This is a genomic window from Paenibacillus wenxiniae, assembly GCF_039822605.1.
Classification (GTDB): Bacteria; Bacillota; Bacilli; order Paenibacillales; family Paenibacillaceae; genus Saccharibacillus; species Saccharibacillus wenxiniae.
On sequence record NZ_JBCGUH010000003.1, the window covers coordinates 207,036 to 223,278 of the forward strand.

A 16,243-nucleotide genomic window follows, 5' to 3' on the forward strand; every position below is an offset into this window, starting at 1 on the left:
TTACACCGGAATCTGTACGAAGGCAAAGCTTTTATGCTATTTCCACATCACTTGTGCAATCTATTACTTCCTCCGTAATACATTACTTCTTCAACGCAATCACTTCAATCTCTACCAGTGCATCCTTCGGCAGACGAGCAACCTGCACCGCACTGCGCGCTGGATATGGCTCCTGGAAAAATTGACCGTAAATCTCGTTCATTGCCGCAAAATCGTTCATATCGTGCAGGAACACCGTTGTTTTCACAACTTGATCCAGACTGCTGCCTGCTGCTTCTAATACAGCTACGACATTTTGCAGGGCTACGCGTGCTTGCTCCTGTACACCTTCTGCCAGTTCACCACTGACCGGGTCCAGACCGAGTTGGCCGGAAGCGAAGATGAACATACCGGTATCAATAGCCTGAGAATACGGGCCTAGTGCGCCCGGTGCACGATCGGTTGCAATCGGTTGTTTACTCATGTATAACGTCCTCTTTTCGTATGGATTCGTGAAGGAAGGAGCGCCAGAATCGCCGATCACTCAGCAATTCGACACTGTATCGCCTTCACATGGATCATCTTCATTTATTCTATCGGGCGAATCTTGCATTGGCAACCATCGGGTGTGCTCTACTGCACTACCGAATCGGCAAATACAGTGAAAATGTACTGCCCCGCCCCTCTTCGCTTTGTAAACGAAGATGACCGCCCAGCAAATGTGCCAGATCGCGGCTGATGGATAAGCCGAGTCCGGTGCCGCCATACTGGCGTGTAATCGAGCCATCCGCCTGCTGGAACGCTTCAAAAATTAATTGATGCTTGGCATCCGCAATTCCAATGCCCGTATCCGTCACATCGAAGATGATCCAGCTCAATAGCCCTTCGTCTGTCTGTTCTTCCTCCACACGAATACATAGCGTTACACTGCCTTCTCTGGTGAATTTGAACGCATTCGCCAGCAAATTACGCAAAATCTGCTGCAAGCGCTGCGAGTCGGAGATCATAATTTCCGGTAGTGGCTGCTCCTGTACGATATGGAATTGCAAGTCTTTGCGAGCGGCTGTCATCTCGAAGTGCATCTGAAGTAGCTCCGGAATCTCGCTCACATTCACTTCTTCCTGCACAATTTCCAGTTTGCCTGCTTCGACTTTCGACAGATCAAGCACGTCATTGATTAGCTCTAGCAGATCAAGTCCGGAGCGGTAGATCATATTGCCGTACAGTTTCGTTTCGCCGGGTGTGCGTTCCTCATCCTGCTCTGACATGATTTGCGCCAGATTAATAATACTGTTTAGCGGTGTACGCAGCTCATGTGACATATTGGCGAGAAATTCCGATTTATATTGAGACGATAGCAGAAGCTGATGTGCTCGCTCTTCCAGCACATGATGCGCCTGCTGCAATTCTTCCGTTTGCCGGGATAATAGACGGTTCGCATGCTCAATCTGTAAACGTCGCTGCTGCTCCAGATGAAATTCACGCAGCAGCAGCATCATGACCATACTTAAAAAGATACAGATCGGCAGCATAAACGGTACAATTTCGGTCACATATACTTTAAAGGGCAAAATACCGATGACCGCCAGAATCAACATATTTACCACATTAACGACAAGCACCGTCACGGTTCCTTTGACCGCCAGACGTGCCTGACTGCGACGCATCCATACATTCATCAGCGCACAGACTACACCGATCGTAGTTGCATTAATAAAACCGATAAATGCCGCCTCTGTCATTCCAAACGTAAATCGCAGCAAACCGATCCCAATTCCGATCACAATAATGATCGATGGGCGCGAATACACCATCGCCGCTACAATTAACGGAACAAAACGAAGATCAAAGATGAGATGTTCCGGTAAACGAAAGCCGAAAAACGAGCTAAGCCAACCGGCGAAAATGAGTAAAACAATGGAAAGTGTATATTTTAATCGAGGTGATACACGAGTCAGACCGTATTTGTACAATAGATTCGCCAGGTAGGCTAGCGTAATCATCATACCGGCATTCATCAGGAAGTTCTTTACCAATTCCATGCGCTCACTCCTGAGTGGGATAAGATGGGTATTAGGTATTGGGCATGCGGTGGATGTCGTTGCTCGTATGTATTGATATACGTGAGTTTGGATTATTTGTAAAATAATCGGTAATGTCCTTATTTATCATACCACATTATGATGAGTATTCCTCTCTTTTGCGGTGATACGGCTTCTGTTATGATGAGTGAAATGTATATCCTATGTATACGTTTATTATCAGAGCGGTGTCTGCTTGTGCGGACGCTGGCAGAGGAGGCTGTTATACGACCATGAAATTCCGTGTATCTGCTGTGCAGTATCATCTTCATACGATATCTTCCTTCGACGAATTCGCAGCTCAGGCCACGCATTATGTGCGTACTGCGCAGGAATTTGAAGTCGACTTTATTTTATTTCCAGAGTTTTTTACCACGCAGCTCTTATCGATCGGTGACGAAACGGGCACTGCGCTCGGTATTGAGCGTCTGCCGGAATTTACCGATGCTTACTTAGATTTGTTCCGCCGTCTAGCTGCGGAGAGCCATACGCATATTATCGCCGGTACCCATGTGATTGAAAAAGACGGGAAGCTGTACAATACGGCGCACCTTTTTTATCCAGATGGACGGGTTGCGGCTCAGCCGAAGCTACATATTACACCGACTGAGGTGACGGAGTGGAATATGTCCGCTGGCGACGAACTGAATGTGTTTGAGACCGAGAAAGGGACGATTGCACTGCTCACCTGCTATGACATCGAATTCCCTGAAATTGTGCGCATGGCCAAAGCGCGCGGTGCGGATGTGATCTTCTGCCCATCGTGTACCGATGATCGTCACGGCTTCCACCGTGTCCGTTATACAAGTCATGCCCGTGCGGTAGAAAATCAGGTGTATGTCGTCACCACAGGCACGATCGGTTCACTGCCAACGGTAGACTTTATGCGCGGTAACTTCGGACAGGCAGCGGTCATTACGCCGAATGATGTGCCTTTCCCACCACGCGGCATTTTAGCGGAAGGCGAGATTAACGATGATATGATCATTACCGCTGATCTCGATCTGGAGCTATTGTATACAGTACGTGAGAAAGGCTCGGTTACGACATGGCGTGATCGCCGTACCGATCTATATACCGATTGGAGTTGATGCACGATGAACCAAACGGTGCCAAACTATGCCAAATCGTGTTATGTGTATCATGATAAGCGTCCGTATCCTGCCATCGTTCGCTCGTACACCGCTGAGGATTTCCAGCAGCTCATTGCGATTCAGGCTGCTGCTTTCCCTGCTCCTTATCCAGAAGAATTATGGTGGAATACAGAGCAGTTGCATCAACATATTACGCGCTTTCCACAGGGAGCGCTCTGCGTTGAGATCGACGGCAAGCTGGCAGGTTCGATGACCGGACTCATCGTAAAGTTCGATGAATCTCATCCGCAGCACACATGGGAGCAGATGACCGATCATGGCTATATTCGCAATCATAATCCGCATGGCGATACGCTCTATGTGGCTGACCTGTGTGTGCATCCCGACTATCGGCAATGGGGACTCGGTAAATTGCTCATGCAGTCGATGTATGAGGTAACGGCTGCACTGGGATTAACAAGACTGCTTGGTGCAGGTCGTATGCCCGGCTATCATCAGGTAGCAGACCATTGTTCACCCGAGCAATATGTCGAGCGGATTACGTCTGGTGAGCTGTATGATCCGGTGATCTCCTTTTTGATGCGCTGCGGGCGTACGCCACTGACCGTCATTGCAGATTATCTGGACGATGAAGAATCGCTGAATTATGCTGTTTTAATGGAATGGAGAAATCCGCTGCCACCGGCAGAATACTAAAGGAGGACAACATAACGATGGACTATATTCGTATTACACATATTGACGATCCGCTATTTGCTAATATGCATGCCTTGATGGGACGCATTTTCCCAGCGGAAGAAGTGTTGGAATTTGGACTGTGGCGCGAGCCGCTCGAAGATCCGGGTATTCGTGTATTTGTTGCCGTACATGAAGGACGTGTCGTTGGGGCAACGGAATACCGTTATTATGAGGATGACAATGTGGCGATGACCGATTTTACAATTATCGGTGAGCCGGGACTTGGTATCGGGCCATTCCTCGCTCAACATCGTCAGCATGACCTTAAACAGCTTGCTGCTGCCAATGGAAAGGAACTGTTCGGGATGTTTGCCGAAATTTACGATCCATACCGTGCCGAGCGTCATGAATTTGGCGGCGTGAAGCCGATGGACCCGTTTGTGCGCCGCGAAGTGCTGGCGCATCTGGGCTATCGTAAGCTGGATTTCACCTATGTACATCCATCATGGAACAATGACGGTGAAGCCGTATCCGAGCTGGATTTATGTTTCCTCGCTTATGACGGTCATACCGATGCACTGCCCGGTGCATTGATCGAAAAGTTCCTGCGTCGTTATTATGCTGTGCTGGCACAAAAGCCGGAAGCCTGGGAGCATATGGTGAATGAAGTCAGCAAACGGCAGCAGGTTGACTTATTACCGCTGTAATGAGTTCTACTCAGTCATAGTTGGCTCATAAAGAGTAATCGTGGAAGTGATGATATTCGCTCCACTACCCATGTAAGCAATCGTTCGCTTATTAAAAGAATCCCTCACAATAACGTTGTTCATGAACCAGAAGCGTTCCATTTGAAAATAGCATAAACATTAAAAGCACCCTGCTCAGCGATCCAGCTGACAGGGTGCTTTTTCCATAGCGTTGAAAATCGTTAACGGTCATATGGGTTGAATTACTCATGGGAACGCAAAGATGGTGCTGGACGGTACATACGCGGTACTTTCACGATAGCAATCGAGACTAGACCGAATACGCCCAGCACGACACCTGTCCATAACGGAGCAGTCAAACCATAGCCGTTATCCATCGCTCGTCCTCCAATCGAAGAACCGAGCAGCACGCCAAGTGTAATGACGGACGTGTGTACTGTATTCACAAGCATCCCACTTCCTCCTGCTCGCATCACTCGGGCGGACATCGCAGGGTTCATAGTAATGCCTGTCAAGCCGATGACGAGCAGAGCAGCAATTACGATCATCTGTTGATGCCCGAATAAGGCAAATGCGAGCAATCCGATAACGAGCAGCAATAAACCGCCGATCAAAACCGGATATGTATATCGGTCTGCTAATCGCCCAACAACGAGATTACCTACAACTGTAGCCGCTCCATAAAGAACGAGCAACCACGGTACCGTACTCGCTGCAAAACCGGATAACCCAGTCAAAATCGGCCCAAAATAACTAAATGCCGCAAACGTCGCTCCAATAATAAACATGCTTGTCATATAAGCCGCCCACAGACTTTTATTGCGAAACGATGACCATTCCGAACCCGCTTGTGTTGCCGAAGCAGCCAGCACCGGGATTAAAGTAAACGACACGATCCCGGATAAGAGTACAAAGCCATCTACGATCCAAAAGCTTGCCCGCCAATCCCATAACTGGGTAATGGCGGTAGCGAGCGGCAGTCCCGCAATATTCGATAGCATCGCTCCACTTAGCACAACCGATGCGGCACGTCCGCGCAATTGAATCGGCACCAGATCCGAGCAGATCGAGATCGCAATCCCAAAAGCAGCCGAAGCTGAGATGCCTGTAAGGATGCGAGCAACGAACATACTTTCATAATTCCACGCGAGCGCGCCAAGCGTCTGTCCGACAATAAAAATAATTACTAACAGCATCAACGCTTTCTTTTTCGACGTTTTGCTTAATCCAATTGCCAGTAAAGGGCCTCCGATCGTCATCGCGCCTGCATACGCAGCTACAAGATAGCCGATCATCGCAATCGATACGCCAAACTGCGCTGACAATTCGCTCATCATACCAGCCACCATAAATTCTGACGTTGTCATGGCAAACACAATCAATCCAAGTATGTATACCGTTATAGGCATCGTGATCTCCTCCTATTTTGTAATCATCGTTACAGAATTAGTCCAAAAACAAACCGGCATCGGCAATGCCAGTTTTTTGTTCCTGCCTGCAATCATTGCAAGTATGTTCGTAGCTAATTTCCGAATATTGCTGTTAGCGTTCCGCGGATAATGCGGCTTGCCAGCGCTGGATTTTGCGTACCTTTATTCAATACACGCAATCCATAGAAACTGCTCATCGCCATATCCGCAAGCTCAGCGACATACGTGTCTGCCACAGCTGATTGCGGTAAAGGCAATTCGCCAGTCGCTATCGCTTCATGCAACACCTGTACAATCATCTGTTCCAATATATCCACGTGTCTGCGGAAAATACGATCCACATCGTCATCCATACCGCCGCGTTCCATCGCAGCATTAATGATCAGACAGCCGGGCTTTTGCTGGTCTGTAAAATCGAACGGCAATGCGTACTCAAACAACGTCTGCAATCGTTCTTTAGCAGATAGAGACTGCTGCAAAATACGTTGTTGTTCCGTAATGCCCTCTTGATCGTAATGCTCCAACGCTTCGATATACAGCTCATGCTTATTGCCAAACGCATTGTATAGACTGCCTCGTCCAAGCCCTGTCTGCTCACACAAATCCTGCGCCGAACAAGCAGCATAGCCTTTATTCAAAAATGCGTCCACAGCAGCTTCCACGACACGCTGATCTTTAAATTCTCGCGGTCTACCAGGTGCAGGCACGATCATATCCTCCTTTGGCTTCTTCTGTAACGACATCAGTATATCTATTTTGTAACGAACAGTCAAATATTAAAATAAAAACAGACGGCTGTAGTTCCCAGATGGGATGCTACAGCCGTCCTTTATGTTATGTGCCTTCTATGTCGTTGTCAGATGCAATGTAATACTAACCCACTTTGGACAAACTTGCAACCCCTTTTGCGAATAAAATTGCCATTTGGTAAATATTACATATTTGTAATTTTTAGATGCACAATTGAATTGTAAACAAGTTACGATGCCTACTGCGCCGTTAAATGAAGGGCTAGACTGTGGTAACATAATAGAGATCATCGTCATACGTATGCTCACAGATGCAGTATGATTGCTTGATCATTATACATTATAAGGGTAAGCAGCTCCTGCGCAGGTTAGCATACTTAGCTGACTAAAAACAGGCATCATCAAAAGCAGGTTATCGTTGTTGGAAGGAGAATACGTGTTGAATATTAATTTTTACCGTAATTTAATTATTGTACTGCTTTGTCTGGTCGCAGGCATTGTGGATGTGATCGGTTATCTGAATCTGGGGCGTGTGTTTACCGCCAACATGACCGGGAATATTATCGTGATGGGGATGGCGATTGGTAATCTGCATACCGTCTCGTTTTTGCGTTCTGGTGTTGCCTTTGCTGGCTTTATCGCAGGCAATGCGGTAGCCAGACTGTTTCTGGGGAGTCGTAAACCAGATGGCCCGTGGTCGCCGCGTCTAACGATACTGGTCGTGATCCAGCTACTCTTTTTCCTAATCTTCGCGCTATTGGCAAAAGAACTGCTTATTCCAGCAGTGGAATACAGCTTGATCGCCCTACTCAGCTTCACGATGGGCATGCAGACGACGATGGCGCGTCGACTCGGCATTGCCGGCATCTCGACTACTGTACTGACGAACAATATGGCAAGCATTGTGGAAGACGTGACGGCACGCCTGCGTCAGCTTGCACGTCGTGACGGAACCGCTGCACGCGAAAGCTGGCCTGCCGCAGAAACATTGCTGCGTCTGATCGCCATTTTCATTTACGGCGGTGGAGCGGTCATCGCGACGGTCGTGGAGCAGCGTATTCCACTTATTGCCATCTGGATCGTCATTGTCACGATGCTGATTGTGCTGGGACTGGTGCTCGCTGTTTTTCATCGTAAAAAAGAAGTGGGCAGAGTAGAATGACCGATCCGATAATAAGTCGGCAGCTTCCTTCAAAAAGGATCAAAATAAAACAATCAAAAGATTCATTATGACAGTGACGCGATCAAAAGCAATAAAAACCAGCAGGAAACTAGCGCTTGAACCTACCTATTCCGTCCTATTACGCCTATATTTACTCAGACAGACGAAACCCGGCCGTGCAAAAACAGGCATACTATTTTATAATTAGATAGTATGCCTAATTATTTTGCCCTTTATTCATTTGGTATACTTTATATGATCTTCGTAATCGGTAAGCTAGATTTGCAAAGGCCTGGGGCAAATGTATGACCAGCTCCGTAGATGCAATGATTGTCCCAGTGAACGCCGATGAAGCTTTTGGGTAATGGACATTACATTGAACAAAGATCCGTTCATACCGATACTCAAGATTAGCTCACACCGATATTCAAGATCAATTCATACTAATACGCAAGATCAGTCTATACCAATACTATAGAGCCGGGTGGTTATTAAAATCGATGAGAAATATATGGGATATTTACAAATCCGACTGGAAAAATCTATTTAGCGTCTCAACTGGCATTTTGCTGGCCGTGGCGATTATGTTGCTTCCATCGGTGTACGCCTGGTTTAACATCAAAGCGATGTGGGACCCGTACAGCAACACGTCTGGCATTGTCATTGCCGTAACCAATGAAGACAAAGGCACCCGCATTCAAAATAAAGACGTGAATGTCGGTGAACAGGTCGTCAGCAACTTGAAACAAAATAACAAGCTGGGCTGGACATTTGTCGACGAAAATCAAGCGAAGCGTGGCCTGGATCATGGTGATTATTACGCGACCATTTTGATTCCGCCGGACTTTTCCGAAAAAATCGGTAGCATTCTGACCGACGATCCGGTCAAGCCGGAGATCGTCTATACAGTAAACGAGAAAATTAGCGCCATCGCGCCAAAGATTACTGATAAAGGTGCCACTACACTCACACAGGAGATCAGTGAGGAGTTTATCGAAACCGCCAGTGAAGCGGTGCTTACCAAGATGAAAGACGCGGGCATCAAGCTGGAAGAAGAACTGCCTACCATCCGTAATATTGAAAATAAAATCTTAACTTTAGAGGCGCGTTTGCCCGAAATTAACCAGTTTGCCGATCAGGCGCTTGTGCTGGAGAAAAAGCTACCGGAAATCAATGCCCAGGCGCAAAAAATCGTCGAGCTGCAAAAGCGACTGCCGGAGATTGAGCAAGCTGGACAGATGATTCTCAAAGTCGAGCAAAATCTGCCGAAGATCAAAGAAGCAGGCAATGCGATTTTAGAATTGCAAAAGCGACTGCCAGAAATTCGCAAAGCGGCGGATAAAGTGAATGAGCTGGATGCGAACTTTTATAAAGTCGAAGATGCACTGAATCAGGCGATTACCGATGCGGATAAGCTTGCGAATATTATTGCGACCGCTCAGCAGACATTGCCGAAAGTGCAGGAGATTACGAATATCGGTTCCGATTTTGCCGATCGGGTCGATACCTTTTTGAACGATAATGATGGCGCATTTGATGCGATTGCTCCAGTCATTCGTCAAAATCTGGTGTTATTACAACAAACTGCCGATGCTACGACACAGTTAGTCGATGCGGTCGACAATGCCAATATGGATCCGCAAACTGCGCTTGATACACTCTCCTTTGCCGAGACGAGATTAACACGTGGTGCCGCGATCGTGGAACGGATCACCGATCTGCTGACCCGTTTGAACAATGTGCTGCCTAATCATCCGCTGAGCGACCGGATTAGCCGTCTGAACAGCATCCATGATCTGATGCAGCGTCAGATTGCACTCGTACAGGGCATTAGCGATGCGATCCGGAACGGAAAGCAGCCTGCACGCGATATTCTGGACAATTTGCGTCAGCTTTCTACCCAGACGAGCGATGCACTGGGCGAGCTGATCTCTGTCTATGATTCGCAGATCGTACCGGACATTAATAAAGGTCTGGACCATCTGAAAACCGTCGCTCGCGATGCTTCCGATGTGCTGCATACCGCCCATAACACATTGCCGGATATCGCAGCTGTATTAAGCGATGCACAGAGCGGTGTCGCCTTCGGACAGCAAGAGCTGGCACGAGTCAAACAGGATTTACCGCAAATCCGTACCAAGCTGCATGATGCGAACGAGCTGATTCAGAGCCGAATGGATCAGTTTAACGAGCTGGTCAATACGGCGGCTAGCTTCGTCAATAACGATCTGCCTGGTATTGAAAATAAAGTGCACGAAGCAGCTAATTTTGTGCGTAATGACCTGCCACACGCCGAAAAAGAACTGAACAAAATTACCGACCTGATCCAAAATAAACTGCCGGAAGCCGAAACGGCAGTGCATAAGGTGGGCGATTTTGTCCGTAACGATCTGCCTGGATTGGAGAAATCGGTACGGAATGCTGCGGATAAAGTACGCGTCCTGAAAAATAGCGATAGTGAGCTATCCCAGATTATCAAATGGCTTAAAGGCGATATTCAGCAGGAGAGCGACTTTCTATCAAGTCCAGTCGAGCTGAAACAGGTGCGCACGTACCCGATCCCGAACTATGGCTCGTCCATGTCGCCCTTTTATACGACACTATCGATCTGGGTAGGTGGCATGCTGCTAATCTCCATGTTCAAAGTCGAAGTCGATGATCCCGAACGACGTTTCCGCCCATATCAGGTGTATTTTGGACGTCTCGCTACCTTTATGACGATCGGGCTTGTACAGGCGTTCATTATCTCGATGGGCGATATTTTCATACTCGGTGCTTATGTTGCAGACAAGGCGTGGTTTGTCGCGATGAGTATGCTGATCAGCATGGTATTTGTGACGATGGTCTATACACTCGTCTCCGTATTTGGCAGTATCGGAAAAGGACTGGCGATCATCTTCCTCGTCCTGCAATTTTCCAGCTCCGGCGGAACGTTCCCGGTCAGCATGACCGGCACATTTTTCCAGGCGATTCACCCGTGGTTTCCATTTACGTATGCGGTGGAACTACTGCGCGAAACGGTCGGCGGGATGCTCATGTCCACCGTGTACAAAGATATTTTATATTTGATCGGCTTTATGCTAATTTTCATTCTATTTGCCCTGTTGCTTAAAAAGCCGCTGGGACCGTTGACGGAAAAGATGGCTGAGAAAGCCAAAAAAACCAAAATGATTCCTTAGTGTTGGCTGGGTGGGATTATTCGCTGACTTTTGCTCTGGGCAGACACCACTCCGGCAAGGAATAAGGGGACGGACTCCGGTTTCACACAGGAATCTACGGAGTAGGAGAGAATGTAGATTCCCGTGTTCAAAGGTCGTCCTTTCCCCTTATTTCCTTGCCTCCGTTCCGTGCTGCTCGCAGCAAAAGTTGAATAACTGCACGCAGCTGATGGGGGCGGTAGCAGGTAGGGCAAGGGCTTTAAGGGCTTTAAGGGCTTTAAGGGCTTTAAGGGCTTTAAGGGCTTTAAGAGCTTCAAGAACTTCAAGAACTTCAAGAACTTCAAGAACTTCAAGAACTTTAAGAACTTTAAGAACTTTAAGAACTTCAAGAATTTTAAGAACTTTAAGAGCTTTAAGAGCTTTAAGAGCTTTAAGAACTTTAAGAGCTTTAAGAACTTTAAGAGCTTTAAGAACTTTAAGAGCTTTAAGAGCTTTAAGAGCTTTAAGAACTTTAAGAACTTTAAGAACTTTAAGAGCTTTAAGAGCTTTAAGAGCTTTAAGAGCTTTAAGAGCTTTAAGAGCTTTAAGAGCTTTAAGAGCTTTAAGAGCTTTAAGAGCTTTAAGAGCTTTAAGAGCTTTAAGAACTTTAAGAACTTTAAGAACTTTAAGAACTTTAAGAGCTTTAAGAGCTTTAAGAGCTTTAAAGGCTTTAGGAACTGGATGAATTGCATGAGTTAATTTGACTATATGAAATATCTTTTTTAGCGCTTAGCTTGTCGGCTTGATCTCTACTGGAGGTATATGTTGAGGATGAGGAATATATGCAAATTGCAATCAGGTTCAATTGGGTGCGACGTCTATTGCTTTATCTGAGAAGTCAGTTGTTGGCTTGATTAGAATCTATGTACTGGTCAGCTAATGCGTTGACCTTTTTAAATAATAAATATATATCCTGTACAAATGTCGCTGTGATGCACAACTTGAAGCGGTTCGCCTTTCATCCATGATAGTCAAGATGCTAGCTAGTGCGTTCAGCGTGCTACACGTGAACTAGCATCTTGCCTAACAGAGATAATCTAATAATAAGACGAACATCTATTTTTATAAGCTAGACCCGATCACAAAATGAACTAGACTCGAAGTATCGAATCAAATAGGTCAGATTTTGAATTTGATCTGCTCTTGTCTTAACAATGCTGCGATTCCACTTATCTCGTATGCACAATCGCATAGGGGTGCAAGCAGCACGGAACGGAGGGAAGGAAATAAGGGGAAAGGACGACCTTTGAACACGGGAATCTACAACTCACTCCTACTCCGTAGATTCCTGTGTGAAACCGGAGTCCGTCCCCTTATTCCTTCCCGGAGTGGTGTCTGCCCCCCACCCCCTGTTTGCAAACGAAACCCCTAAGCAAATCGCAAAATAACCGTCCTCGCAATGGCGCTAGGACGGTCGCTTCGGTCTGATGCTTTTAAGGATCAGACCTTTTTGCTGTTTCGTTATCGTCTAAATGAGGTTTTTGATAGTAGGTAGGTTTGTAAGGAATAGGCTTATATCCATTGTTGAATGAGCGATAGGACATTATTTACGTTTATCCTATGTGCGTAGCGGCAGATGATATCGTTCGCTTGTTGCATGAATTTACTGAGCTTCGGCGTTGTGTAAGCCCATTTGCTCCTGCTGTTTGCGGCGATAATCTTCGATGAATAAGGTGGCTAGCTGTGGGTCCCACTGTGTGCCGCGCCCTTCTTCCAGAATCATGATCGCTCGATCTTTGGGCATTCCTTTACGGTAAGGTCGATCTGAGGTCATGGCATCAAAAGCATCGGCAACGGCGATAATTCGTCCGAATAAGGGGATGCTGTTGCCTTTGAGTCCATCAGGATAGCCTTTACCGTCAAAGCGCTCGTGATGGGAGCGCACGCCAGGCAGATAAGGGCGCATCGCATCGGCAGGCTCGACCTGTCGCAAAATACTTTCACCCATCTCAGGATGCTTTTTGATCTGATCGAATTCTTCATCGGTTAATTTACCGTCTTTGAGCAGCACGGCATCTTTAACACCGATCTTGCCAATATCGTGAAGCAATGCTGTTTTACGTAGCTGGTCGATATCGTATTCGCACAGACCGGCACGCAGACCGATCTCGACGGCATAGGCTGCCACGCGCTGAGAATGGCCGGCGGTGTATGGATCACGCGCATCAAGCGCTGCCGCCAGTGTCGCAAAATAGCTGTCTAATAGCTGCTGATTGCGGCTATCGCGCATATTAAGCCCTTTGACCATATGATTAAAGCCGAGGATCAACCGGGAAAAGTCATCTGAATAATCATCATGTGCAATCACGCCAAAGTCTCCGGCTTCTACACGGGACATCGCGTTAAACAGATTGTTAATCGGATGCTCCACATCACGTGCCAGCAGCAACGCACCACATAGACTGAACACAATGCTGACGACGATAACCAGTCCTGCCCATTGCCAGTATTCCAGCGCATTGATGCCGGTCATCTCCTGTAGACGAATCTGAGCAGCCAGACTAAATAAGGCGACCGGGAATACACCGATCAGGAAAATACTGAGCTGATACTTCTGGCGTACCGTCAAATACACATGCGCTAGCGCCAGCGTATCACGCCCGTGGATTTTGAATAGCTTGTCTTTGACGACACGCAGCACCGGACGAATCGTAATCGATGTGAGGAAAAATTCAATAAAAGCATGCATACTGGCGACCATGATCGCTCCCGCTGTGCCAATGCCAAGATAATACCACGGTATCGTTATCCATTGTTCGGCAATCGCCACACTAACGAGTGCAATGGCAGGGATCGTTAACCCCATAAAATGGGGCAACATAATCCGATAGATCGTTAGTTTGGGAAATCGATGCAGCTGCACATAGGCGGTTTCCAGTTGCTCAATGCTCGCGATATCCGGCAATAATGCCTGCCGAATCGGGGCTACATGCTTATAAAAGGTAATGCCTTCTAACAGCAGCATAATGATAAAGGACACAAACATAATGCCGATCAAAATTAGATTTTGAAAGAGCGTCGTATTGATGGTCGTCATAATCATCAATCCGCCAACTACAGCTACCGCAAGTACAGAACCCATAAGGTAATTCGCAATCATTTTTCGCAGAAATTTTTTATATTCTTTCACAGTGGGTTCCTCTTTCCCGCACATTAAAACCTATAGTTGGGATCAGGTGACTTCTCATGTACCTGATGCCCGAATTTTTCAATTGAGAAATGAGTAGTAGGTTCGTTTCCAAATGTAGAGTCTCACTATTATATTTCGGCAAATCGAGCAAAAAGTTGATGCTTTTCTTACAGCGATTCTGACTTTACTACGAAGCGATAAGAGATACCGACAGAAATTCTATCATTACAGGAGGGCTTAGCATGGAAGCAACCGAAATGACAAGTGATCTGATTTTACTGCTGGGCACATTGCTACTGCTCGGCGTACTATCTGCCAAAATTTCCTCACGGTTCGGCATGCCAGCACTCGTCTTTTTTATTATCGCGGGTATGATTCTGGGCCGCTTCATTTATTACGATAACGCCTTTATTACGCAATGGTTCGGTGTGCTGGCACTGGTCATTATTTTGTTTGAAGGTGGGATGCAAACCGAATTTCGGCAGATTCGACCGATTATCCGGCCTTCCTTATCACTGGCAACGATCGGAGTGCTGCTCACCGCTTCGGTGATCGGCTATTTTGCCCATCTGATTCTTGGCGTAAGTCTGCTGGAGGGGATGTTGTTCGGCTCGATTGTCGGCTCTACCGATGCGGCTGCCGTCTTCTCTGTCCTGGGCGGCAAAAATGTACGGAGTTCGCTCACGTCCACACTGGAAGCGGAATCGGGTAGTAATGATCCGATGGCGGTGTTTTTAACCATTATGTTTATTGAGTTAATTCAGACACCGGAAACGAGCATTATTGGTAAAATCCTATCTTTCTTCTGGGAGATGGGCTTCGGGCTTGTGCTCGGTCTCATTTGCGGAAAACTTGCCGTCTGGCTCATTAATAAAATTCATTTTGAGACGTCCAGTCTGTATCCGGTGCTCGCTATCTCCAGTGCACTGTTCACGTATGGGGTCAGCTCGATTACGCATGCCAGTGGCTTTCTTGGTGTATATGTGATGGCGCTAGTGATGGGGAATTCCGATTTGACATATCGCCGGACGATTTTGCAATTTAATCAGGGATTTGGCTGGATTATGCAAATTTTGATGTTTGTGTTGCTCGGGTTGCTTGTCTTTCCAGAGCAATTGCCATCGATTATCTGGCAAGGTCTGGCGCTATCGGTCTTGCTGATGATCGTAGCGCGTCCGATTGGCGTATTTATTAGTTTGATGTTTAGCCAGTTCAATTTTACCGAGAAGACGCTGTTATCATGGGCTGGTTTGCGTGGTGCGGTACCGATCGTACTCGCTACGTATCCGCTGCTGGCAGGTATAGAAAATGGACAGTTATTTTTTAACGTCATCTTCTTCGTCGTACTCACATCAGCATTGATTCAAGGCACAACGATTTCACCGCTTGCCGAGAAGCTCGGTCTAACCGAAACGGACAAGTATGCCCAGCCATCGATTATGGAGCTGGTCGCTACAGGACGAACCCAATCGGAAATCAGTCATATGACGCTCACTCCACGTAGTAAGCTAATCCATCGACAACTACAGGATATCGACCTACCACCTAGCGTGCTGATCACCGCTGTGCTGCGTAATGAAGATATCGTTACACCGCGCGGAGATACGGTATTGATGCCGGGCGATAAAATTTATTTGCTCGGACCTAAAGATAAGCGCGAAGATATCCGGCGCCTGTTTACCGGCGAAACCAATCCTTCTCCATCCGTTTCCTGACAGGTAGACACTGGAGCAGGCAACAGTAGCCATGACGATTATGATACAAATAGGAGCAGCAAGTATATTGCTTACGATACTTGCTGCTCCTATTTTCGATTTCACTTTTTAATTCTACTTTTTATTTTTAGTATAAAAGCTACGTCACATTGAATACGGAAAGTTCTTCCTATACGTTACATGCACCTGTATATAAGCCATATCAAAAAAGGCAGTATGTCTCAATATCCGACATACTGCCTTTTTGGTATATCGCTGCTCTTGTCTGTCATGGAAAACTCCAATTGAATTTTTAATAACGCTATCGATCCGTTGTGATCT

General features: G+C 46.8%; 12 protein-coding genes. 7 read left to right on the plus strand and 5 right to left on the minus strand.

Going from position 1 to position 16,243, the window contains the following annotated elements:
* Nucleotides 1-82 precede the first annotated feature (82 nt).
* Nucleotides 83-463: a RidA family protein gene (locus AAHF22_RS06985; RefSeq protein WP_188775782.1), complete on the minus strand. Its 381-nt coding sequence runs from the start codon at nucleotides 461-463 to the stop codon at nucleotides 83-85.
* A 157-nt stretch (nucleotides 464-620) separates the two neighbouring features.
* The gene (locus AAHF22_RS06990; protein WP_347324273.1) at nucleotides 621-2,021 is read right to left on the minus strand and encodes a sensor histidine kinase; all 1,401 of its coding nucleotides are present in this window, start codon (nucleotides 2,019-2,021) and stop codon (nucleotides 621-623) included.
* 272 nt (nucleotides 2,022-2,293) lie between these two features.
* Between AAHF22_RS06990 and AAHF22_RS06995 the strand changes: the two genes are divergently transcribed.
* The 3 genes from AAHF22_RS06995 to AAHF22_RS07005 are packed head-to-tail and all read left to right on the plus strand — an operon-like array spanning nucleotide 2,294 to nucleotide 4,539.
* Entirely contained in the window at nucleotides 2,294-3,151 is an 858-nt protein-coding gene (locus AAHF22_RS06995) for a carbon-nitrogen hydrolase family protein (protein WP_347324274.1), read from the plus strand.
* 6 nt (nucleotides 3,152-3,157) lie between these two features.
* Nucleotides 3,158-3,850 (plus strand): GNAT family N-acetyltransferase, encoded by a 693-nt coding sequence (locus AAHF22_RS07000; RefSeq protein ID WP_347324275.1) that lies wholly within the window; start codon nucleotides 3,158-3,160, stop codon nucleotides 3,848-3,850.
* A 17-nt stretch (nucleotides 3,851-3,867) separates the two neighbouring features.
* Nucleotides 3,868-4,539, plus strand: a complete 672-nt coding sequence (locus AAHF22_RS07005) for a GNAT family N-acetyltransferase (protein ID WP_347324276.1) — start codon at nucleotides 3,868-3,870, stop codon at nucleotides 4,537-4,539.
* 242 nt (nucleotides 4,540-4,781) lie between these two features.
* Here AAHF22_RS07005 and AAHF22_RS07010 read toward each other — a convergent pair whose 3' ends face one another.
* Both AAHF22_RS07010 and AAHF22_RS07015 read right to left on the minus strand, forming a co-directional pair.
* Complete coding sequence (locus AAHF22_RS07010; protein WP_347324277.1) at nucleotides 4,782-5,948, minus strand: MFS transporter; 1,167 nt, start codon at nucleotides 5,946-5,948, stop codon at nucleotides 4,782-4,784.
* A gap of 113 nt (nucleotides 5,949-6,061) precedes the next feature.
* Nucleotides 6,062-6,676 carry a TetR/AcrR family transcriptional regulator gene (locus AAHF22_RS07015; protein WP_347324278.1) on the minus strand — a complete coding sequence of 205 codons (615 nt, stop codon included), beginning with the start codon at nucleotides 6,674-6,676 and terminating at the stop codon, nucleotides 6,062-6,064.
* Nucleotides 6,677-7,157: 481 nt separating this feature from the next.
* Between AAHF22_RS07015 and AAHF22_RS07020 the strand changes: the two genes are divergently transcribed.
* The 3 genes from AAHF22_RS07020 to AAHF22_RS07030 all read left to right on the plus strand — a co-directional run bounded on the left by AAHF22_RS07020 (nucleotide 7,158) and on the right by AAHF22_RS07030 (nucleotide 11,762).
* Nucleotides 7,158-7,880: a YoaK family protein gene (locus tag AAHF22_RS07020; protein ID WP_347324279.1), complete on the plus strand. Its 723-nt coding sequence runs from the start codon at nucleotides 7,158-7,160 to the stop codon at nucleotides 7,878-7,880.
* A gap of 500 nt (nucleotides 7,881-8,380) precedes the next feature.
* Complete coding sequence (locus AAHF22_RS07025; protein ID WP_347324280.1) at nucleotides 8,381-11,059, plus strand: YhgE/Pip family protein; 2,679 nt, start codon at nucleotides 8,381-8,383, stop codon at nucleotides 11,057-11,059.
* Nucleotides 11,060-11,267: 208 nt separating this feature from the next.
* Nucleotides 11,268-11,762 (plus strand): hypothetical protein, encoded by a 495-nt coding sequence (locus AAHF22_RS07030; protein ID WP_347324281.1) that lies wholly within the window; start codon nucleotides 11,268-11,270, stop codon nucleotides 11,760-11,762.
* A gap of 918 nt (nucleotides 11,763-12,680) precedes the next feature.
* Here the strand turns inward: AAHF22_RS07030 and AAHF22_RS07035 are convergent.
* Nucleotides 12,681-14,207: an HD domain-containing phosphohydrolase gene (locus AAHF22_RS07035; protein ID WP_347324282.1), complete on the minus strand. Its 1,527-nt coding sequence runs from the start codon at nucleotides 14,205-14,207 to the stop codon at nucleotides 12,681-12,683.
* 242 nt (nucleotides 14,208-14,449) lie between these two features.
* Here AAHF22_RS07035 and AAHF22_RS07040 point away from each other — a divergent pair, with 242 nt between their 5' ends.
* On the plus strand, nucleotides 14,450-15,922 hold the full coding sequence (locus AAHF22_RS07040) for a potassium/proton antiporter (RefSeq protein ID WP_347324283.1): 1,473 nt from the start codon (nucleotides 14,450-14,452) through the stop codon (nucleotides 15,920-15,922).
* Nucleotides 15,923-16,243: the final 321 nt, after the last annotated feature.